General features: G+C 70.7%; 22 protein-coding genes, 1 tRNA gene and 1 riboswitch. Of the genes, 12 read left to right on the forward strand and 11 right to left on the reverse strand.

Annotated features, from left to right (window positions below; translation table 11 throughout):
* Positions 1–37 precede the first annotated feature (37 nt).
* On the forward strand, positions 38–589 hold the full coding sequence (locus tag NV263_RS06165) for a hypothetical protein (protein ID WP_263251585.1): 552 nt from the start codon (positions 38–40) through the stop codon (positions 587–589).
* 36 nt (positions 590–625) lie between these two features.
* On the opposite strand, the gene NV263_RS06170 is transcribed toward NV263_RS06165, so the two are convergent.
* From NV263_RS06170 to NV263_RS06195, 6 genes are all read right to left on the reverse strand, one after another.
* Positions 626–766 (reverse strand): hypothetical protein, encoded by a 141-nt coding sequence (locus NV263_RS06170; RefSeq protein ID WP_263251586.1) that lies wholly within the window; start codon positions 764–766, stop codon positions 626–628.
* 86 nt (positions 767–852) lie between these two features.
* Positions 853–2,097 carry a beta-ketoacyl-[acyl-carrier-protein] synthase family protein gene (locus NV263_RS06175; RefSeq protein ID WP_263251587.1) on the reverse strand — a complete coding sequence of 415 codons (1,245 nt, stop codon included), beginning with the start codon at positions 2,095–2,097 and terminating at the stop codon, positions 853–855.
* Entirely contained in the window at positions 2,094–2,345 is a 252-nt protein-coding gene (locus NV263_RS06180) for an acyl carrier protein (RefSeq protein WP_380759207.1), read from the reverse strand. Before NV263_RS06180 ends, NV263_RS06175 begins: the two co-directional genes overlap by 4 nt.
* Positions 2,346–2,405: 60 nt before the next feature.
* Positions 2,406–3,389 carry a beta-ketoacyl-ACP synthase III gene (locus NV263_RS06185; protein ID WP_263251588.1) on the reverse strand — a complete coding sequence of 328 codons (984 nt, stop codon included), beginning with the start codon at positions 3,387–3,389 and terminating at the stop codon, positions 2,406–2,408.
* Positions 3,386–4,306: an ACP S-malonyltransferase gene (locus tag NV263_RS06190; RefSeq protein WP_263251589.1), complete on the reverse strand. Its 921-nt coding sequence runs from the start codon at positions 4,304–4,306 to the stop codon at positions 3,386–3,388. The genes NV263_RS06185 and NV263_RS06190 overlap by 4 nt, the downstream gene beginning before the upstream one ends.
* Before the next feature lie 164 nt (positions 4,307–4,470).
* Complete coding sequence (locus NV263_RS06195) at positions 4,471–5,685, reverse strand: PucR family transcriptional regulator (protein WP_263251590.1); 1,215 nt, start codon at positions 5,683–5,685, stop codon at positions 4,471–4,473.
* A 193-nt stretch (positions 5,686–5,878) separates the two neighbouring features.
* Between NV263_RS06195 and NV263_RS06200 the strand changes: the two genes are divergently transcribed.
* The gene (locus NV263_RS06200; RefSeq protein ID WP_263251591.1) at positions 5,879–6,601 is read left to right on the forward strand and encodes a mechanosensitive ion channel family protein; all 723 of its coding nucleotides are present in this window, start codon (positions 5,879–5,881) and stop codon (positions 6,599–6,601) included.
* Between the two features lie 135 nt (positions 6,602–6,736).
* Positions 6,737–7,645 (forward strand): peptidoglycan recognition protein family protein, encoded by a 909-nt coding sequence (locus NV263_RS06205; protein ID WP_263251592.1) that lies wholly within the window; start codon positions 6,737–6,739, stop codon positions 7,643–7,645.
* A gap of 54 nt (positions 7,646–7,699) precedes the next feature.
* Here the strand turns inward: NV263_RS06205 and NV263_RS06210 are convergent, their stop codons facing one another.
* A complete protein-coding gene (locus tag NV263_RS06210; protein WP_263251593.1) occupies positions 7,700–7,930 on the reverse strand; it encodes a DUF3263 domain-containing protein in 231 nt (76 codons plus the stop codon).
* Between the two features lie 166 nt (positions 7,931–8,096).
* Positions 8,097–8,225: riboswitch (FMN riboswitch) on the forward strand.
* Between the two features lie 99 nt (positions 8,226–8,324).
* Here NV263_RS06210 and NV263_RS06215 point away from each other — a divergent pair.
* The 3 genes from NV263_RS06215 (at position 8,325) to NV263_RS06225 (ending at position 10,593) form a co-directional block, all read left to right on the forward strand.
* Positions 8,325–8,987 carry a nicotinamide mononucleotide transporter family protein gene (locus tag NV263_RS06215; protein ID WP_263251594.1) on the forward strand — a complete coding sequence of 221 codons (663 nt, stop codon included), beginning with the start codon at positions 8,325–8,327 and terminating at the stop codon, positions 8,985–8,987.
* Positions 8,988–9,488: 501 nt separating this feature from the next.
* A complete protein-coding gene (locus tag NV263_RS06220) occupies positions 9,489–10,349 on the forward strand; it encodes an isocitrate lyase/PEP mutase family protein (RefSeq protein ID WP_263251595.1) in 861 nt (286 codons plus the stop codon).
* Between the two features lie 19 nt (positions 10,350–10,368).
* Positions 10,369–10,593 carry a hypothetical protein gene (locus NV263_RS06225; protein WP_263251596.1) on the forward strand — a complete coding sequence of 75 codons (225 nt, stop codon included), beginning with the start codon at positions 10,369–10,371 and terminating at the stop codon, positions 10,591–10,593.
* Between the two features lie 3 nt (positions 10,594–10,596).
* Here the strand turns inward: NV263_RS06225 and NV263_RS06230 are convergent, their stop codons facing one another.
* Both NV263_RS06230 and aceE read right to left on the reverse strand, forming a co-directional pair.
* Positions 10,597–11,649 carry an isocitrate/isopropylmalate dehydrogenase family protein gene (locus NV263_RS06230; RefSeq protein ID WP_263251597.1) on the reverse strand — a complete coding sequence of 351 codons (1,053 nt, stop codon included), beginning with the start codon at positions 11,647–11,649 and terminating at the stop codon, positions 10,597–10,599.
* A 57-nt stretch (positions 11,650–11,706) separates the two neighbouring features.
* The gene (aceE, locus tag NV263_RS06235; protein ID WP_263251598.1) at positions 11,707–14,484 is read right to left on the reverse strand and encodes a pyruvate dehydrogenase (acetyl-transferring), homodimeric type; all 2,778 of its coding nucleotides are present in this window, start codon (positions 14,482–14,484) and stop codon (positions 11,707–11,709) included.
* A gap of 290 nt (positions 14,485–14,774) precedes the next feature.
* Here aceE and NV263_RS06240 point away from each other — a divergent pair, with 290 nt between their 5' ends.
* The 4 genes from NV263_RS06240 (at position 14,775) to NV263_RS06255 (ending at position 16,938) form a co-directional block, all read left to right on the forward strand.
* Positions 14,775–15,209, forward strand: coding sequence for a DUF3052 domain-containing protein (locus tag NV263_RS06240; protein ID WP_263251599.1), 435 nt, complete (start codon positions 14,775–14,777; stop codon positions 15,207–15,209).
* A gap of 113 nt (positions 15,210–15,322) precedes the next feature.
* A complete protein-coding gene (locus tag NV263_RS06245; RefSeq protein ID WP_263251600.1) occupies positions 15,323–15,787 on the forward strand; it encodes a peroxiredoxin in 465 nt (154 codons plus the stop codon).
* A gap of 85 nt (positions 15,788–15,872) precedes the next feature.
* Positions 15,873–15,944 (forward strand) — tRNA-Val (locus tag NV263_RS06250).
* 88 nt (positions 15,945–16,032) lie between these two features.
* On the forward strand, positions 16,033–16,938 hold the full coding sequence (locus tag NV263_RS06255; RefSeq protein WP_263251601.1) for a tyrosine-type recombinase/integrase: 906 nt from the start codon (positions 16,033–16,035) through the stop codon (positions 16,936–16,938).
* Here NV263_RS06255 and NV263_RS06260 read toward each other — a convergent pair.
* Both NV263_RS06260 and NV263_RS06265 read right to left on the reverse strand, forming a co-directional pair.
* A complete protein-coding gene (locus tag NV263_RS06260) occupies positions 16,876–17,724 on the reverse strand; it encodes a hypothetical protein (RefSeq protein WP_263251602.1) in 849 nt (282 codons plus the stop codon). The genes NV263_RS06255 and NV263_RS06260 overlap by 63 nt on opposite strands.
* Before the next feature lie 139 nt (positions 17,725–17,863).
* Positions 17,864–18,268 carry a helix-turn-helix domain-containing protein gene (locus NV263_RS06265; RefSeq protein WP_263251603.1) on the reverse strand — a complete coding sequence of 135 codons (405 nt, stop codon included), beginning with the start codon at positions 18,266–18,268 and terminating at the stop codon, positions 17,864–17,866.
* A 156-nt stretch (positions 18,269–18,424) separates the two neighbouring features.
* On the opposite strand from NV263_RS06265, the gene NV263_RS06270 reads away from it, so the two are divergent.
* The gene (locus tag NV263_RS06270) at positions 18,425–18,706 is read left to right on the forward strand and encodes a helix-turn-helix domain-containing protein (protein WP_263251604.1); all 282 of its coding nucleotides are present in this window, start codon (positions 18,425–18,427) and stop codon (positions 18,704–18,706) included.
* Positions 18,703–18,954 carry a hypothetical protein gene (locus NV263_RS06275; protein ID WP_263251605.1) on the forward strand — a complete coding sequence of 84 codons (252 nt, stop codon included), beginning with the start codon at positions 18,703–18,705 and terminating at the stop codon, positions 18,952–18,954. The genes NV263_RS06270 and NV263_RS06275 overlap by 4 nt, the downstream gene beginning before the upstream one ends.
* The last annotated feature ends 68 nt before the right edge of the window (positions 18,955–19,022 follow it).

Here is a 19,022-nt window from a genome sequence, read left to right on the forward strand (position 1 = left end):
CCAAGCTCGGTTCGTGGCGTCGAGTTCGCGTTCGTGGATGAAATGGACCTTCCCCCTGGCGGTGCTGGTGCTGGCCGCCGCGGCCGTCGGGGGGTGGCAGGCCCGGCAGTACTACCCGGCCGCCGCCGTTCCGCGGGACGAGGGGGTGCGGCCCGTCGAATCGCGGCCCTCGCACGACGGATCGGGCATCGAGTTCTCCGCCGACGCCGCCGCGCACCCGGACCAGTCGACCGTCCGCTGGTTGCTGACGACCTACTTCGACGCGATCAACTTCCGCCGCTACGACACCTGGAAGTCCACAGTGGCGCCCTCCAAGTGGTCGGAACTGCCGCACGACAAGTGGATGCAGGAGTACCAGAGCACGCATGACAGCGACGTCGTGGTGCAGCGCATCGAGCAGTCCTCGGACGGGTCGCTGCGGGTGATGCTGACGTTCGACTCGCACCAGGACCCGCAGGACGCCCCGCCGCAGCTGCCCGAACCGTGCGTGCGGTGGTCGGTGATCTACTCCCTGGTGCCCGACTCCGGGGGGCTGCGGCTGGACACCACGCGACTGCCGGGCAGCGCCCTGGTCGCCCGCTGCACGTGAGCGGTCGTCCCGCTGCGTAGCGGGCCGACCTGCCGGTCACAGCGGGATGTTGCCGTGGGAGCAGCGACCCGCGGGGGCGGCGGCGAGGGCCTCCAGCAGCTGCTCCAGCCGAGCCTCGGGATCCCGCGGATCTCGTCGTGACCGCTCGGATCCCGATCGGTCGGCCAGCGCGGTCATCGGTTCAGCCGAGGGGGACGGGCGGAAGAAAAGGCAGGCATGAGCGCGTGCTCATGCCTGCCGATCGGATGAGCGCCGATCACCGGTCATGCCCGGGTGAAAGCGAGCGCCACGTTGTGCCCGCCGAAGCCGAACGCGTTGTTCAGCGCGGCGGTCTGCTCCACGTGCCGCGGCTTGTCGGTGACCACGTCGAGCTCGACCTTCGGGTCGAGGTCCTCCAGGTTGCGGGTCGCCGGGATGACGCCGTGGTGCAGCGACAGGATCGTCGCGATGCTCTCCACGGCACCGGCACCGCCCACCAGGTGGCCCAGCGCTCCCTTCGGGGCGGTGACCACCGCACCCTCGCCGAGCGCCTTGCGCACCGAGGTCGCCTCGCCCACGTCTCCGACCACAGTGGACGTCGCGTGCGCGTTGACGTGCCCGATGTCGGAGGGCTCCAGCCCGGCGGCGCGCAGCGCCTTGCGCATCGCGCCGACCTGACCGACGCCGTCCGGGTGGCTCCCGGTGATGTGGTACGCGTCGGAGGTGATGCCGTAGCCCGCCAGCCGGGCGTAGACCCGCGCGCCGCGCGCCGCGGCGTGCTCGGCGCTCTCCAGGACCACCACGCCGGCGCCCTCACCCATGACGAACCCGTCGCGGTCGACGTCGAACGGCCGGGACGCCCGGTCCGGATCGTCGTTGCGGGTGCTCAGGGTCCGGGCCTGGGAGAACCCGGCGATGGTGATCGGGTGGATGCACGCCTCCGCGCCACCGGTGACCACCACGTCCGCGTGTCCCTGGCGGATCATGTCGGCACCCTTGGCCAGGCCCTCCGCGCCCGAGGCGCACGCCGACGCCGGGGAGTGCACGCCAGCGCGGGCGCGCAGCTCCAGGCTGACCATGGCCGCCGGGCCGTTGGGCATCAGCATGGGAACGGTCAGCGGCGAGACCTTGCGGATCCCGCCCGCCTCCATGGCGTCGTCCTGCGCCAGCAGCGTGAGCGGACCGCCGATGCCGGTGCCCAGCGAGATGCCGAGGCGGTCCGGGTCGACCGGCTCGGCGTCGTCGGTGGGCAGCTCGAAGCCGGCGTCCGCCCACGCCTGGCGGGCGGCCACGACGGCGATCGCCTCGCAGCGGTCCATCCGGCGCAGCTGCACGCGGGGCAGGATCTCGCCGGGCTCCACCGCCAGCGGAGCGCCGATCTTGGTCGGCAGGTCGTAGCCGTCGACCCAGTCGGCCTCCAGGCGCCGGATGCCGGTGCGCCCGTTGAGGAGTCCGTCCCAAGTGGACGCGACGTCACCGCCCAGCGGTGTCGTCGCGCCCAACCCGGTGATGACGACGTCTGTTGTCATTTGTTCTTGACGATGTAGTCCACCGCATCGCCGACGGTCTTGAGGTTGGCCAGTTCGTCGTCGGGGATCTTCACCCCGAACTTGTCCTCGGCCTGGACCGCGATCTCGACCATGGACAGCGAGTCGATGTCCAGGTCGTCGACGAAGGACTTCTCGACGGTCACGTCGGCCTTGTCCACGCCGGCGACCTCCTCGACGATGCCCGCGAGGCCGTCGACGATCTGGTCCTGGGTCAGTTCTTCGGACACGGGTGTTCCTTCCTGGTTCTGCGGTTGAGCACCGCGGGGGACCCGCGGTAGCCGGGGTGCTCAGGGGCAGACGGCGACCTGGCCGGCGTAGGACAGCCCGGCCCCGAAGCCCACGAGCAGCATCACGTCGCCGCTGCGGATCTCACCGGCCGCGCGCATGTGGTCGATGGCCAGCGGGATCGAGGCGGACGACGTGTTGCCGGAATAGACGATGTCACGTGCGACGACGAGGTCGTCACGCGCACCCTGGCTCTGCAGCTTGCGCGCGATGGCCTCCACGATCCGCAGGTTCGCCTGGTGCGGCACGAACACGTCCACATCGGACAGCTGCAACCCGGCCAGTTCGACGGCGCGGGTGGCCACCGGGGCGATCTGCGTGGTGGCCCACCGGAAGACCGCCTGGCCCTCCTGGTAGATGTACTTGCCCTCGCGCAGGTAGATGGTGTCGACCAGGTCGCCCGCGCTGCCCAGCGCGGCCGGTCCCAGCTGCGGCTCGTCGGCCGGACCCACCACGGCGGCGCCCGCGGCGTCGGCGAAGATGATGCAGTTCGCCCGGTCCTGCCAGTCGACCCACTCCTGGAACCGCTCCGAGCCGATCACCAGCACGTTGCGGGCCGAACCGGAGCGCACCGCGTCGGCGGCGGCCGACAGCGCGTAGACGAATCCGGCGCAGGCGGCGTTGACGTCGAAGGCCGCCTTGGCCTTGATGCCGATCTGGTCGGAGACCTGCGCGGCCGCGTTCGGGATGCCGCCGGGCATGGTGCAGGTCGCCACGATCACCTGGTCCACATCGGACGGTGCCAGTCCGGCGTCGGCGACGGCCTTGGCCCCGGCCTCCACGGCCATGCTGACCACGGTCTGGTCGTCGTCGCCGAGGCGGCGGTGCACGATGCCGACCCGCTGCTGGATCCACTCGTCGTTGGTGTCGACCAGCTCGGCCAGGTCGTGGTTGGTCACCACCCGGTTGCCCTGGGTGCTGCCGAAGCCGAGGAGCTTCGTCCCCGCCGGGACGGCGGGCTGCGCGATGGTCGGTCGGGTGGTCACGCGTCGCTCCCGAGCAGTTCGGTGATCTTGTCCAGGTCGGCGGGGGTCTTCAGAGCGACCGCCTTGACCCCCTTGAGTTCGCGGCGCACCAGACCGCTGAGGGTGCCCGCGGGCGGCAGCTCCACGACCGCGTGCACGCCCCGCTCGGCCAGCGTCGCCATGCAGCTGTCCCAGCGCACCGGATTGGTGACCTGCGAGACCAGGCGGCGCAGGATCTCGGCGCCGTCCGTGACGACCGCGCCGTCGGCGTTGGACAGCAGCGGCAGCGCGGTGTCCGAGACGGTCACCTTCTCCGCGTGCTGCGCGAGCGCGTCCTGCGCCGACGCCATGAAACGGGTGTGGAACGCCCCGGCGACCGGCAGCGGGCGCACCCGGGCGCCGTCCGGCGGCTGCTCGGCCAGCTGGGTCAGCGCGGGCTGGCGCCCGGCCGCCACGATCTGCCCGGCGCCGTTGCGGTTGGCCGGGTCCAGGCCCAGCTGGTCCAGGTGCGCGACCACGGTCTCCGCGTCACCGCCGAGCACCGCGGACATGCCGGTCGGTTCGAGGGCGCAGGCCGAGGCCATCTCCCGGCCGCGCACCGCGGCCAGCGCGACCGCGTCGTCGAAGCCCAGCGCCCCGGCGACCGCGGCGGCGGCCAGCTCACCGACGGAGTGGCCCGCGACGGGGGTGTCGGCGGGCAGGGCCGCGCGGCGGCGCAGCTCCTCGGCCGCGATCAGCGACAGCGCCACGACGAGCGGCTGGGTGACCGCGGTGTCCTTGATCTCGTCGGCTTCCGCGGTGGTGCCGAGCCGCCGGAGGTCCAGTCCGGTGATCTCGGACCATTCGGCCAGGCGTTCCTCGACGCCGTCGAGTTCGAGCCAGGGTTGCAGCATCCCAGGGGCCTGCGACCCCTGTCCGGGGGCAAGAAGCGCGATCACCCTTGCTACTGAACACGTCGCCGGCTGATCGCCGTGATGCCGGGAGAAACGAAGTCCGGCCCGCAAAGTTGTGGAGTGTCTACAAACGACAGCGTGATCAAGGCCACTGCGGGACTGATTTGTTGTCGCCTGTATCGGATCCGTCACGGTCGTGCGCAGTGGCGTCACCAGAGGCCCCGGGCCTTGGCCAGCCGACCGACCGCCAGGCCGACGCGCAGCACGTGGGCGTCGCGGGCGTTGGACGGCGTGCGCCCGGTGAGCTCGGCGACGCGCCGCAGCCGGTAGCGGACCGTGTTGGGGTGCACGTAGAGCTGCCGGGCGCAGTTCTCCAGGACACCGCCGCCCTCCAGGTAGGTGTCCACGGTCTCCAGCAGCGCCCCGCCCGCGTCGGTCAGCGGCATCACGATCCGCTCCACCAGCTGGCGCTCGGCCTCCGGGTCGCCGGCGAGGGCGCGTTCGGGCAGCAGGTCGCCGGAGGGCACCGGCCGCGGCGCGGTCGGCCAGGCGACCACCGCGCGCAGCGCCGACATGGCGTCGGCCGCCGAGCGGTGCGCCTCGGCCAGGCTCGGCATCGTCGGCCCGACGACGACCGGTCCCTCGTCGAACGCCTCGGACAGCCGGGACGCCGCCTCCCGGTCGCCGCGCTCGTCACCGGTCCCGCCGAACACCACCACCAGCCGGGTGCCCTGCACCCCGAGCAGCACCGGGCAGCCGACCCGGGCCGCCCGGCTGCGCACCTGGTAGACGATCGTCGGCGGGTCGTCCGACGGGGCGTTGCCGACCAGCACCGTGGCCTCCGAGGACGGTTCCCAGCCGAGCGCGGCGGCCCGCGACAGCAGCGACTCCTCGGCGTCGCCGCGCACGATGCCGTCGACGACCAGCGCCTCCAGCCGCGCGTCCCAGGCGCCCCGGGCTTCGGCGGCCGCCGCGTAGGAGGTGGCGGCGGCGAAGGCGATCTCGCGGGTGTAGCGCAGGATCGATTCGGTGAGCCGGATCCGCTCCTCGGTGGCCTCGGCCAGCTCCGGGAGCCGCTGCTCGAACACGTCGATGGCGACCCGGACCAGCTCCAGCGTCTGCCGCAGGCTGACCCACCGGGACAGGTCGCGCGGGGCGGCGCGGAACGCCTCGGCGGTCAGCCGGATCGCCTCGGTCGGGTCCTGCATCCACGCGACGAAGTTGGCGACGCCGGTCTGGGTCACCAGTTGCACGTTCGCCCGCTGGTCGGCGGGCAGCCTGCGGAACCACGGCAACCGCTGCTCCATCGCGCCGATGCTGGCCCCGGCCAACTCGCCCGAAGCCCGTTCCAGCCGGCGCAGCGTGGTCGCGGAGATCTGCCGCTGCGCATCGGTGTCCCGCTCACCTGCGCGTTCGGTAGTCATGCCCTCCAGAATCCCACGCGGCGCCGCCCACTTTCGGTGGACCGTCGCTGCGGTGCGGGACGGCTCACACCGGCTGGATTCCCGATCGAGGGAATCGCGCGGACGGGGTGCCTGTCGCGGTTGCCGGTCCTCGCGGTGCCGGGAACGATCTCGGCTCCGACAGCGCCGAATTCCCTTGTGCCGAGGAGAAATCGTGGGAACTCTGCAGCAGGGCCTGGCCGAGGCGTGGGCCGCGATCGCGACGTTCGTGCCGAAGTTGGTCGTGTTCGGTGTCGTCGTGCTGGTGGGGTGGGGCATCGCGAAGGCGGTCGCCAGGACCGTCCAGATCCTGCTCGCGCAGCTGTCGTTCGACCGGCTCATGACGAGATCCGGGCTGGCCGGGTACGCGGCGAAGTCCGGTGTCGACGTGCCGGGGCTGCTCGTCAAGGTCGTGCAGTTCTTCGTGGTGCTGGTCTTCGTCCAACTCGGACTCGGCGTGTTCGGGCCGAACCCGGTCTCCGACCTCATCGCCCAGGTGGTGCTCTACCTGCCGAAGATCGCGGTGGCGATCGTGCTGGTGCTCGTCTCGGCCGCGCTCGGCCGGGCGGTCGGCGCACTGGTCCGGGGCGCGCTCGGCAGCCATCCACTCGGCCCGCCGCTGTCCCGCGCCGCGTCCGCGTTCGTCGTCGGGATCGGTGCGATCGCCGCGCTCGACCAGCTCGGCATCGCTCCGGCGGTGACCACCCCGGTGCTGGTCGCCGCGCTGGCCACGGTCGGCGGTGTGGTCGTGGTCGGTGTCGGCGGCGGGCTGGTCAAGCCGATGCAGCAGCGCTGGAGCAAGTGGCTGGACAGCGCCGAGTCCCAGTTCTCCCGCAACGGCGCGACGCCGAACGGGCGGGGCGAACCGGAGGACGTCCGCGCCAACGGCCACGCGTGATCACGCTTTCACGATCGGATGATCGAGGCTCACCCGCTGGGTGGGTCTCGACATTTTTCAACCACTTGGGCGTGGTTGGCGTCGGAACGCCACGACACCATGAGGGCACTGACGACGCCGGGGGAGTGATCAGACATGGACCTGCCTCTTGTCTGGCTGGCGGACGTGCTCCGCGACGCCGGGCTGAACGTGGTCGAGACCCCCGGGTGGCGCGAGCGCACCGCGGACTCCGGGCCGCAGCCCGAGCCGGTCGGCGTGCTCGAACACCACACCGCGAACACCGCCTCATACCAGAACCCGGCACCGAGCCTGCAGATGTGCATCGAGGGCCGGACCGACCTGGCCGGACCGCTGTGCCACGGGCTGATCGGATTCGACGGGACGGTGCACCTCATCGCGGCAGGCCGGGCGAACCACGCCGGGCGGGCGAAGGCGTCCGGGCCGAACCCGGAAGGTGACGGCAACGTCCTCTACGTCGGCTTCGAGTGGGACTACCAGGGCGTGGACCAGGGGCCCAGCCGCGAGCAGTACTCGGCGGCGTTGCAGGCCACCGCGGCGGTGCTGCACCACCTCGGGCGGCCGCCCGACGCGGCGCGCGGGCACAAGGAGACCAGCGTCACCGGCAAGATCGATCCAGGGCACGTCGACATGGACCGCTTCCGCGCGGACCTCGGCACCAAGCGGCAGGAGGAGGACATGACCCCGGAACAGGACGCGATGCTGCGGCGGCTGGAGAGCGAACTGCTCGGGCCGCGCGGACCGCACGGCGAGATCACCGGCTGGAACACCGAACTCGGGCCGCGCACGCTCGTCGCGATGGTCGTCGAGCTGGTGAACGGGCTGCTCGCGCAGCACAAGCAGCAGGGTGCCGCGGCACCGCAGGGCGCCGTCCCGCAGCAGGGCCTCAAGCCCGATCCCGACACGATCAGGGCGGCCTTCCAGGCGCTCCCGGCCGAGCAGGCGGCGCCGCTGCTGGCCGAGCTCGTCCGGATCCAGCAGGCCCGGCAGCCCACGCCGGAGCAGCACGCCGCCCAGCAGCGGTGACGCACGGTTCGCGCGCCGTCCCGTCGGAACGCTCGGCGGGGCGGCGCGCGCGTGTCAGCCGGCCGTCGTGCGGCGGCGTTCCCGGCCGTCGCGGAGCCGTTGCAGGCGCTTGACCAGCGCGGGCTGCTGGGCGAGGGCCTCCGGCTCGTCGAGCAGGCGGTTCAGGCGCTGGTAGTAGCGCGTCGGCGAGAGGCCGAAGCGCTCCTGGATGACGCGCTCCTTGTTGCCGGCGTAGTGCCAGTGCTCCTTCTCGAAGGCGAGGATCGCGCGGTCGGTGTCGTTCATCCGGCTATCCCCTCCCGTCGCGGCGTCGATCACCGCGCAGTCTACCGGCGTGGGCACGGGTGTTCGATCGGCCATCCGGACATCGTCATCGCTGTGATCCGCCCCACCTCCCGGCCCGGGAACAGATCGCCGGGCGCACGATGTTGACCTGGCAAGAACGTACGTCGTGCGCTCCGGGGCTCGGTGGAAGTCCGAACCGGCGGTGACAGTCCGCGAACCGACTCCCCAGACGGGGTCGGCCGATCCGGTGGAACTCCGGAACCGACGGTGAAAGTCCGGAAGGGAGGCAGCGCACGGGCGGCAGGAGCTGATCCGCCGGCGCGACGCGTCGGCGGCGTGTCGGTGATTTCCGCCCGCGATGGTGCCCACCGGAGCCCGAGCGGGAGGAGTGGGCGTGCAGACCGTCGCGGAATGGGTGCTCGGCAACGGGATCTCGGTGCTGGGCCAACGGATCTCCTGGGCTGAACTGGTCGGCCAGCTGTGCGCGCTGGCCGTGGTGTTCCTCGCGCAGCGGCGGACCTTGGCGACCTGGCCGGTGCAGGTCTCCGCGACGGTGCTGCTGTTCGCCGTGTACGCCTCCGCTCACCTGGGCGGACTGGCCGTCCGGCAGGTCATGATCCTGGTGATCTCCGTCTACGGCTGGTGGGCGTGGACGCGCCGCAGCGACCCGGTCTTCGGCGTCGCCGTGCGCCGGGCCCGCGGGGTCGAGCGGCTGGTGCTGCTCGGCGTGCTGGCGCTCGGCACCACCGCGTTCGCGCTGATCCTCACCGCGCTCGACGCGTCGTGGGCGCCCTGGCCGGACGCCTGGATCTTCATCGGCACCCTGGTGGCGTTCTGGGCGCAGGGGCGCGGGCTGGTGGAGTTCTGGTTGGTGTGGCTGGCCGTCGACGCGGTCGGGGTGCCGTTGCAGATCGCGTCCGGGCTGTGGTTCAGCGCCGCCATCTACGTCGTGTTCGCCGCTCTCGTGGTGCACGGGTGGTGGAGCTGGAACCGCACCGCGAAGGTGCAGCGGATGCGGGACGCCACCGCGGTCGGTGGCGACGCGATCCGGGGCTGAGGCCCACCGGAGATAGGTGCCCGATTCGTGCCCAAGACAACGGAATTGTCCACTTTGTCGCATTGTGTGCACGAAGTCCACTTGATCGGGTATGTAACGCAGCGTTCGAGTGAGCGGCCCGCGGAGCGCCCGGCTCCGGGGGCCGCTTCGCGTCCGCGGCGTGGTGATCGGCGCGACGTTTTTCCGTGATCGCTGGTCCGCGCCGGGAAAAGCCGTTTTCCGCGAGAATTGTGCGGTGCCTCCAGGTGTTGTTCACGGCGCGGGGCGGACGTCGTTCGGGCGCCGATTCGATCACCGAGCGTCATCCCGGGGAGTGCGTCGGGTTCCACTCGTTCGCGCCTTGGTCAGGTGCTCGACGGTTCCGTAAAGTTCCTGGTGCCGCGGTGATCGCGGCGTCTTCGAATGCGTAGCAGGGCTCGGCGGGCGGGGGAATTCCGCGCGAGTTCGGTGTGCTCCGCATTTTTTCGTGCCACATTCGTACGGCGAACGTGAGGAACCGAAATGGAATACGGAACGGCGCTTCGGAAAGAAATCCGCTCCGCCGGGGTCACGCCGCTCATCGGCATCTACGACATGTTTTCGGCGTCCATCGCGGCCCAGCACTACGACGGGATGTTCGTCTCCGGGTTCGGGTTCGCCGCCTCCCACTACGGGCTGCCCGACATCGGCTTCATCGCCTGGCCCGACCTGGTCGGGTTCGTGCAGCGACTGCGGTTGGCCTTCCCCCGCCGCCACCTGCTGGTCGACATCGACGACGGGTACGTCGACCCCGAGGTCGCCTGCCACGTCGTGGAGCACCTGGAACGCCTCGGCGCGTCCGGCGTCGTGCTGGAGGACCAGCAGCGTCCCCGCCGGTGCGGGCACGTCGACGGCAAGCGGATCCTCCCGCTGGAGGAGTACCTGGAGAAACTGGAGCTGGTGCTCGCCACCCGGCGCGACCTCGTCGTCGTCGCCCGCACCGATGCCACCGACGAGGCGGAGATCCTGCGGCGCGCCGAGGCCCTCGCCGCCACCGACGCGGACGTGCTGCTCGTCGACGGCGTGCGCAACATCGACTGGATCCGCCGGGTGCGCGAGGTCATCGGCGGCAAACCGCTGCTGTTCAACCAGATCGCCGGCGGCAAGTCCCCGCGCATCTCCTTGCCGGAGTTGCAGGAGCTCGGCGTCGACGTCGCGATCTACAGCACGCCGTGCCTGTTCGCCGCGCACAGCGCCATCGACGCCGCGCTGGGCGAACTGCGCCGCAACGACGGCCGCCTCCCGGAGGCCACCGGCGACTCGGTGGGTGTCGCGGAGTCGCTGGCGCTGTTGGAGAAGAACATCAGCCGGCACCACGACAAGCCGGTGCTCACCGGCGTCTGACCCGGGGGAGGAGATAACCGTGCGCATCACGTTCCGCTCCCTGGGCGCGGCGGCGATCGCGGCAGCGGCCTGCGCGGGCCTCGGCGGCCCCGCAGCGGCCGAGCAGACCCCGCCCGGCGTCGCGCTCCTCCCCGTGCACAACGGTGAAGCCGACAGCGTGCTGGAGATCGACCGGTCGCTGAACCTCACGTTCGGCTCCGGCACCACCGGCAGCGACGTGGTCACCGGACCGGACACCGAGTAACCGTCACAGCCGCTCGACGACCGCCCGGGTCACCGCCCGGGTGCCGCCCTCGGGGGTGCCGTCCGCGCCGAGCCGGACGGCACCCGCGGCGTAGGCGGACTCCACGGCGCCGGTGATCCGCCGCGCGGTCCCGGTGCGGCCGACGTGCTCCAGCAGCATCGCGGCGCTGAGGATCTGCGAGGTCGGGTTGGCCCGGTCCAGCCCGGCCAGCGGGGGAGCGCTGCCGTGCACCGGCTCGAAGTAGGCCGCGTCCGCGCCGATGTTGCCCGCCGGGCACATGCCCAGCCCGCCCACGGTGGCCGCGCCCAGGTCGCTGAGCAGGTCGCCGAGGAAGTTCTCGGTGACCAGCACGTCGAAGGCGGCCGGGGCGACGACCAGGTCGTGGGCGGCGGCGTCGGAGTAGCGGTGGTCCGCGGCCACGTCCGGGTACCGCGCGGCGACCTCGTCGAAGACGTCCCGGAAGAACGCGAAGCTGCGCAGCACGTTGCTCTTGTCCACGCAGGTCACCCGGCGCACCCCGTCCTCGGGCGCGCCGGAGCGCCGCCGGGCCAGTTCGAAGGCGAACCGCACGACGCGTTCGACGCCGACGCGGGTCATCAGCAGCTGGTCGCTGGCCGCCCGGTCGTTGCGCACGCCGCTGCCGCGCGACAGGTACAGGCCCTCGGTGTTCTCCCGGACGATCACGTAGTCGATCACCTGGTGCGTCGTCGGGGTGCGCACCCCGGGCAGCAGCCGCACCGGTCGGACGTTGGCGTAGGTGTCCAGCCCGCCGCGCAGCACGCCGCCGAGCACCCCGGCCTCGGTGCCGTCCGGATGCCGGACCTCGGGCAGCCCGACCGGACCCTTGAGGACCGCGTCGTAGTCGCTCCGGAACCGTTCCAGCGCGCCGGGCGCCAGTGCTGCGCCGGTCTCGCTGAAGACCCGGGCGCCGCCGGGCTCATCGCCGAACTCGACGTCGAAGCCGTCGGCGCGGGCGGCGGCCGCGAGCACCTCCCGAGCGGAGTCCATCAGCTCCGGCCCGATCCCGTCACCGTCGATGCACGCGATCCGCACCACGCGATCAGTATGCCGCCGGGGACGGCGCCCGAGACGGGCCGGGCGCCGTCCCCGCGGTCACGCGACGCCGGGGTCGGACGTCTGCGGCCCCGCCGCCCGCGGGTCGTCCAGGCGGTACTTGCGCGCCGCCTCGGCGGCCTGGGACCGGTCGAGGTGGCCGGCCCGCGCCAGCGCCGACAGCGTCGCCACCACAGTGGACTCCGCGTCCACCAGGAACACCCGGCGAGCGGCCGGGCGGGTGTCGGAGAACCCGAAGCCGTCCGCGCCCAGGCTGAGCATGTCGCCCGGCACCCACGGCCGGATCAGGTCCGGCACCGCGCGCATCCAGTCGCTGACCGCGACGACCGGGCCCTCGGCGTCGGAGAGCGCCCGCGTCACGTACGGCACCTGCTGCTCGCCGTCCGGGTGCAGCAGGTTGTGCCGATCAGCGGCCTCGGCGTCCCGGCGCAGCTGCGACCAGGACGTCGCCGACCACACGTCGGCCCGCACTCCCCACTCCTCGGCCAGCATCTCCTGCGCCTTCAGCGCCTCCGGCATGGCCACCCCGGAGGCGAGGATCTGCGCCCGCGGCCCGGAACCCTCGGGCGCCGGGCGGTAGCGGTACAGACCGCGCAGCAGGCCGTCCACGTCGAGCCCTTCGGGCTCCGGCGGCTGCTGGTAGGGCTCGTTGTAGACGGTCAGGTAGTAGAAGACGTTCTCGGCGTCCTCGCCGTACATGCGGCGCAGACCGTCCTGGACGATGTGGGCGATCTCGAACGCCCACGCCGGGTCGTAGGCGACCACGGCCGGGTTCGTCGCGGCGAGCAGCTGCGAGTGCCCGTCGGCGTGCTGCAGGCCCTCGCCGGTCAACGTGGTGCGCCCGGCGGTGGCGCCCAGCAGGAAGCCGCGGGCCATCTGGTCCGCTGCCGCCCACATGCTGTCGCCGGTGCGCTGGAACCCGAACATCGAGTAGAAGATGTAGACCGGGATCATCGGTTCGCCGTGCGTGGCGTAGCTGGTGCCCGCCGCCGTGAACGACGCCATCGAGCCGGCCTCGTTGATGCCCTCGTGCAGGATCTGGCCCTGCTCGCTCTCCCGGTAGGCCAGCATCAGCTGGTAGTCGACCGGGGTGTAGAGCTGGCCCAGCGGGTTGTAGATCTTCTGCGACGGGAACATCGAGTCCATCCCGAACGTGCGCGCCTCGTCCGGGATGATCGGCACGATCCGGGCCCCGATCTCGCGGTCCTTGGCCAGGTCCTTGAGCAGCCGGACGAACGCCATCGTGGTGGCGACCTCCTGCTTGCCCGACCCGCGCCGGATCACCTCGTAGACCTTGTCGCCGGGCAGCACCAGCGGTTTGGACCGGTTGCGCCGCTCCGGCACGTAGCCGCCCAGCCTGCGGCGGCGTTCCTGCAGGTACTCGATCTCCGGGGAGTCCTGGCCGGGGTGGTAGTAGGGCGGCAGGTGCGGGTCGGCCTCCAGCTGGGCGTCGCTGATCGGCATCCGCAGGCTGTCCCGGAACAGCTTGAGGTCGTCCAGCGTCATCTTCTTCATCTGGTGTGTGGCGTTGCGGCCCTCGAAGTGCGGGCCGAGGCCGTAACCCTTGATCGTCTTGGCCAGGATGACCGTGGGCTGCCCGTGGTGCTCGGACGCGGCCTTGTACGCGGCGTAGATCTTGCGGTAGTCGTGGCCGCCGCGGCGCAGGCCCCAGATCTCGTCGTCGGTGAGGTGCTTGACCATCTCCTTGGTGCGCGGGTCGCGCCCGAAGAAGTGCTCCCGGACGAACGCGCCGTCGTTGGCCTTGTAGGTCTGGTAGTCGCCGTCCGGGGTGGTGTTCATCAGGTTGACCAGGGCGCCGTCCCGGTCCGCGTGCAGCAGCGCGTCCCACTCCCGGCCCCAGACGACCTTGATCACGTTCCAGCCGGCGCCGCGGAAGAACGCCTCCAGCTCCTGGATGATCTTGCCGTTGCCGCGCACCGGGCCGTCCAGCTGCTGGAGGTTGCAGTTGACCACGAACGTGAGGTTGTCCAGGGCTTCGTTCGCGGCCACGTGCAGCAGCCCGCGGGACTCCGGCTCGTTCATCTCGCCGTCGCCGAGGAACGCCCACACCCGCTGCCCGCTGGTGTCCTTGATGCCCCGGTCGTGCAGGTACCGGTCGAACCGGGCTTGGAAGATCGCGTTCATCGGACCGAGGCCCATCGACACGGTCGGGAACTCCCAGAACTCCGGCATCAGCCGCGGGTGCGGGTAGGACGGCAGCCCGCCGCCGGGACCGGCGTGCGAGTACTCCTGGCGGAAGCCGTCGAGCTGGTGCTCGGACAGCCGTCCTTCGAGGAAGGCGCGGGCGTAGATGCCGGGGGAGGCGTGGCCCTGGATGTAGAGGTGGTCACCGCCCCCCGGGTGGTCCTTGCCGCGGAAGAACCAGTTGAACCCCACCTCGTACAGGCTCGCCGAGGACGCGAACGACGAGATGTGCCCGCCGACCCCGATCCCGGGCCGCTGCGCGCGGTGCACCATCATCGCGGCGTTCCAGCGCATCCACGCCCGGTAGCGCCGCTCGGTCTCCTCGTCGCCGGGGAACCACGGCTCGTGTTCGGTGGGGATCGTGTTGACGTAGTCCGTGCTCGTCAGCGCGGGCACGCCGACACCGCTTTCCCGGGCTCGCTGGAGCAGGCGCAGCATCAGGTACCGAGCGCGCTGCTGCCCGCCGGCCGACAGCACCGAGTCGAACGACTGCAACCACTCGTCGGTCTCCTCCGGATCGATGTCCGGCAGGTGGGAGGCGAGACCGTCGCGGATCACTCGCACCCGCTGGGGAGCGCGGGTGCCACCGACGTCGTTGTTGAGCGGGGACAAAGGAACTCCTCGACTACGTCGCGGATGTGTCAGGGTGCCGGTCCAGTGATGTCCGACACTCTCATCGTCCCCCATTCCGGCTGCCGATGCGTATACCGCGCGTCGTCGAACACGGCTGTTGGATGCGGCGTCGCCGGTCTACAGTCGGTTCCCTACGCGCTGCTGCGGCGTGTCGTGCCGTCAGCAGTTGCGCCGGTGGCGGTCCGCAGTGTTCGCTATCGGCCAGATCTGGAAACTGGCGTGCGGGGCCGGAGGTCACCGCACCGGTGCATTGGAGGAGTGAGAACGCCGTGGTCGCCGCGGGAGACGCCGGCAAGGGCGAGGTCGACGTCGCCGACAGGCTCGACATCGAGCCGGAGATGGTGGTCCAGGAGCTCGGCTGGGACGAGGACGTCGACGACGACGCCCGAGCCGCGATCGAGGAGCGTTGCGGGAGCGACCTGCTCGACGAAGATGCCGACGAAGTGGTCGATGTGGTGCTGCTGTGGTGGCGCGAAGACGATGGCGATCTGACGGACACGCTCCTCGATGCCATGACGCCGCTGTCCGATGACGGGGTCATCTGGGTGCTGACCCCCAAGACCGGCCGCGACGGCTACGTCGAGGCCAGCGACATCGCGGAGGCGGCGTCGACGGCCAACCTGGCCCAGACCGCCAGCGTCAGCATCAGCGAGGGCTGGATGGGCACCAGGCTGGCCTACCGGCGGGCGAAGGCCCGCCGCTGAGGCGCTCGACCGTCCACGGGGTGGGCACCGGTGGCAGCCATCGGTGCCCACACCGGCGTGGTGCGGTGTAGGTTCGGCGGCGACAAGGTCACGCCGAACGGAAGGGTGCATCCATGACGGTCGAGGTCGGTGCCCAGGCGCCGGACTTCACGCTGCCGGACTTCAACAAGGAGCAGGTCTCCCTGGCGGACTTCCGGGGCAAGAAGAACGTCTTGCTGGTCTTCTACCCCTTCGCCTTCAGCGGCATCTGCCAGGGCGAGCTGTGCCAGGTCCGGGACGACCTGGCCGACTTCCAGAACGACAAGGTCCAGGTGCTCGGGGTCTCGGTGGACTCCCCGTTCGCGCTGAAGGCGTGGGCGGAGAAGGAGGGTTACACCTTCCCGCTGCTGTCGGACTTCTGGCCGCACGGCGAGGTCGCGAAGAAGTACGGCGTGTTCAACGAGCAGGCGGGCATGGCCGTCCGCGGCACCTTCCTCATCGACACCGAGGGCAAGGTGCGCTTCGCCGAGGCCAACCAGCCGGGCGAGGCCCGCGATCAGGGCGTCTGGAAGAAGGCGCTGGCCGAGCTCACGGCCTGAGCCTCCGCCTGACACCACCCGGTGGCCGGCCGGTAGTATCCCGGCGGTGATCCGAACGGCCCACCCTTTCCGGCCGGTCACCTCGGGGCGCATAGCTCAGCGGAAGAGCACTTGCCTTACAAGCAAGGGGTCGCAGGTTCGAACCCTGCTGCGCCCACTGCACCGCTTCTGACCTGCGAAAACAGGGTCGCGTTGTTGATCATGATTGCTGGCACAACGCGCAGCGAGACGATAACTTTGGGCTCATGCGTGAGCATTGGGACGGGCTGATCCGCGACTTCGGCAAGACCCTGAAGCGCGAGAACAAGTCCGCCAACACCATCGAGATCTACTCGTCGACAGCGCGCCGGTTCGCCGACTGGCTGGAGGAGCACGGCAGGCTCGGCGATCCCGCCGAGGTCGAGCGCGCGGACGTCGGCGACTGGATCACCGAGCTGCTGGAGACGCGGAAGCCCTCGACCGCCAACGGTCGGTTCCGCGCGTTGCAGCAGTTCTGGAACTTTCTTGTCGACGAGGGCGAGATCACGGCCTCCCCGATGGCGGGCATGAAGCCTCCACAGGTCCCCGAGACCCCGGTGCCGGTGATCCCGTTGGCGACCATCAAGGCGCTCCTCAAACAGTGCGACGGCCGCGACCTGATCAGTCGTCGGGATGCCGCGATCATCCGCCTCCTCATCGACACCGGCGGCCGGTTGTCGGAGGTCGCTGGCATCAAGGTCGACGACCTCGACCTGGACCAGGACCAGGTGCTCGTCCTTGGCAAGGGCAGTCGGCCACGGATGCTGCCAATCAGCTCGAACACGTCGTTGGCGCTGTCGCGCTACCTGCGGGTGCGGGAGCGGGAGAAGTTCGCCCACCTCCCGCAGCTGTGGCTGGGGGAGAAGAACCGGGGGCCGCTGGGCAAGAGCGGGATCAAGCTGATGCTCCGCCGCCGCAGCCGTGCGCTCGACCCGCCGATCGACAACCTGCACGCTCACCAGTTCCGCCACACCAACGCTCACGAATGGCTCGCGGCCGGCGGCAATGAGTCCGACCTGATGCGGCTCATGGGGTGGCGTTCCCCGCAGATGCTCCGCCGTTACGGCGCGTCACTCGCCGACGAACGTGCCCGCAACGCGCATCGCAAGCTCGCGCTCGGCGACCGCGTCTGACGGCCGCGAACCGCCGCCGTCGAGCACGGCGCCGACAACAGGCAGGCACGCCCGCACGTCGAGCGCCTGGGTGACGAGCACACGCACGCACGGCCGCGGTGACTCGTCGCGCACCGGCGGTTGTGCGGGCGGTAGCGGCGTTGGCTCATTCCCCGGGGGGTCGGGGCGCTGAGGACGGTCCGCTGGTACCTGGGGCGCTTCGCTCTCGCTATCGGGCTGCTCGGCGTCCGGGCCTGGTCCGGGTGTTCTCCGTCGTTCGGTCGTGCGGGTCGTCGGATGGGCCGCCATGCGGATGACTACCGGCCGCGCTGGTGACTGCTCCAGCGGTTTCGCGCTCGACTCGCGGGGCGGTCGAGGTGGTGGGACTTCCGTCGCGCGTTCCGTTTCCGGCTGCTGGAGGGGGGAGGCCCAGTACGAGGGCGGCTCGGAGTCTTGCAGCGGTGTTGAGCCGATCCCGGCCAGGCTTGCGGTGACGGCCAAGGTCAATCCGGTCACGGTCGCCGCGGAATGCTGTCGCGCCTTTCGAAGCGCGGCCGACCCGACCGCACTAGCCAGGGCTGCACTTCCCCCAACCACCCCAAGCCCTCGGCGTCGGCGCAGCTTCGCATCGCGGTGCTCGGCGTCTTGCAGCTGGGCGTGCGCTTCGGCGAGGTGGAGGACGTTGGCCAGCTCGTCTCCGCTGAGGCGAGGATCGGCCACGACGTAGACGTAGCCCTCCCGTTCGGTGATGACGGCTCCTGGCGAACCCATCGGCAGGTCGGCCCAGATGAATTGCACAGGCGCCACGAGCTGTCCCCCTATCGGCCGGGTGTCGGCGAAGTCCGATTGGTCTATCGGAGACGGTAAGTCCGGTTGTACGCCGTACCCTCGACAGAGTTAGCTTTCGAACAAGTTTTCACCCTCGCGGCCCAGCTTGGCGAGAGCTTCACTCGGCGCGTCGGCGTCTCGTCTTCCGTGACGAGGGTTGGTCGCCTGCGCGCAGTCTCAACACGGACTCCACGACGTCCAGTGCTGCGGACACCTCTTCCGGGTCGCGGTCCTCGGTCAACGCCATGAAGGTGCGCGCCGACTCGGTGACCTCGGCCTGGTGCACCTTGAGGCCGACCGACTCGGCCGCCGCGTTGAGCACGTCGGAGACCGGAACCTGAAGGGCTGCCGCGAGCGCGCGCAGGGTGTCCGGTTTCGGGATGCGCGTGAGTGGCTTGGTGGCCAGGTGGTACACGTTGGTCGAGGTCAGGGGCAGTCCGTAGGTCGAGGCTTGGTCGGCGATGGCTTGGTAGCTCATGCCGAGGTGTTCCCGGCGTCTCGCGATCAGCTCGCCCAGCGTCATGGGTCCTCCCTCGCGCGGTGACGTTAAAAGACGTTATACGGCCAAGGTGCGCTTGGGTATCCAATCGGGTTTGACGTACTCGATCAGTGGCGTGTAACTTCATCTTCGCGTTCAATGGCATTGGATAAAACTGGATACTCCCACTGGACGGAACTGATGCCCCGTTCCTTCACTGTCACAGTCCGTGACGCCAGAGCGCTCCGCGAAGCGCTCGACCAAGCCGACGAGAGCCAAGCCAGCCTCGCCCGGCGCGCGCTGATCTCGCCGCAGCGGCTCTGCCAGCTGCGCAACGGCCGGTTCCCGCGCGTCAGCATCGAAGCCGCCGCTGCACTCGAATCGGCTCTCCGCGTGCCCCGCGGTTCCCTGTTCCACGTGGTTCCCCGCGACGCGGCCCTGATCGTCGAGTACCTGAAGCCGACGACTGGCGAAGCGGCATGACGCCCGAGCAGCGCGCCCTGCGAGCCCGGATCGGCGCGCACATCTCGTGGGCTCGCACCAGCGACCGTACGGCGCGCACTGCCAAGGCGCGCCAGAAGTTTCACGACCGGTTCGAACGGGAAGTGGACCCCGAAGGCGTCCTGGACCCGCGCGAACGTGCCATCCGAGCCGACCACGCCCGCAAGGCGTACTTCAGCCGCCTGGCCATGCGCTCCGCCGCTGCGCGACGCGTGCGCAACAACTCCTGATTCCGCGACTCGCGGGTATCGGCGCGAGGAGACAAGAGCGGCCACCCACGCGTCCAGTTTGGACGGAG

It is taken from the genome of Saccharopolyspora rosea (assembly GCF_025643595.1).
Lineage (GTDB): Bacteria > Actinomycetota > Actinomycetes > Mycobacteriales > Pseudonocardiaceae > Saccharopolyspora > Saccharopolyspora rosea.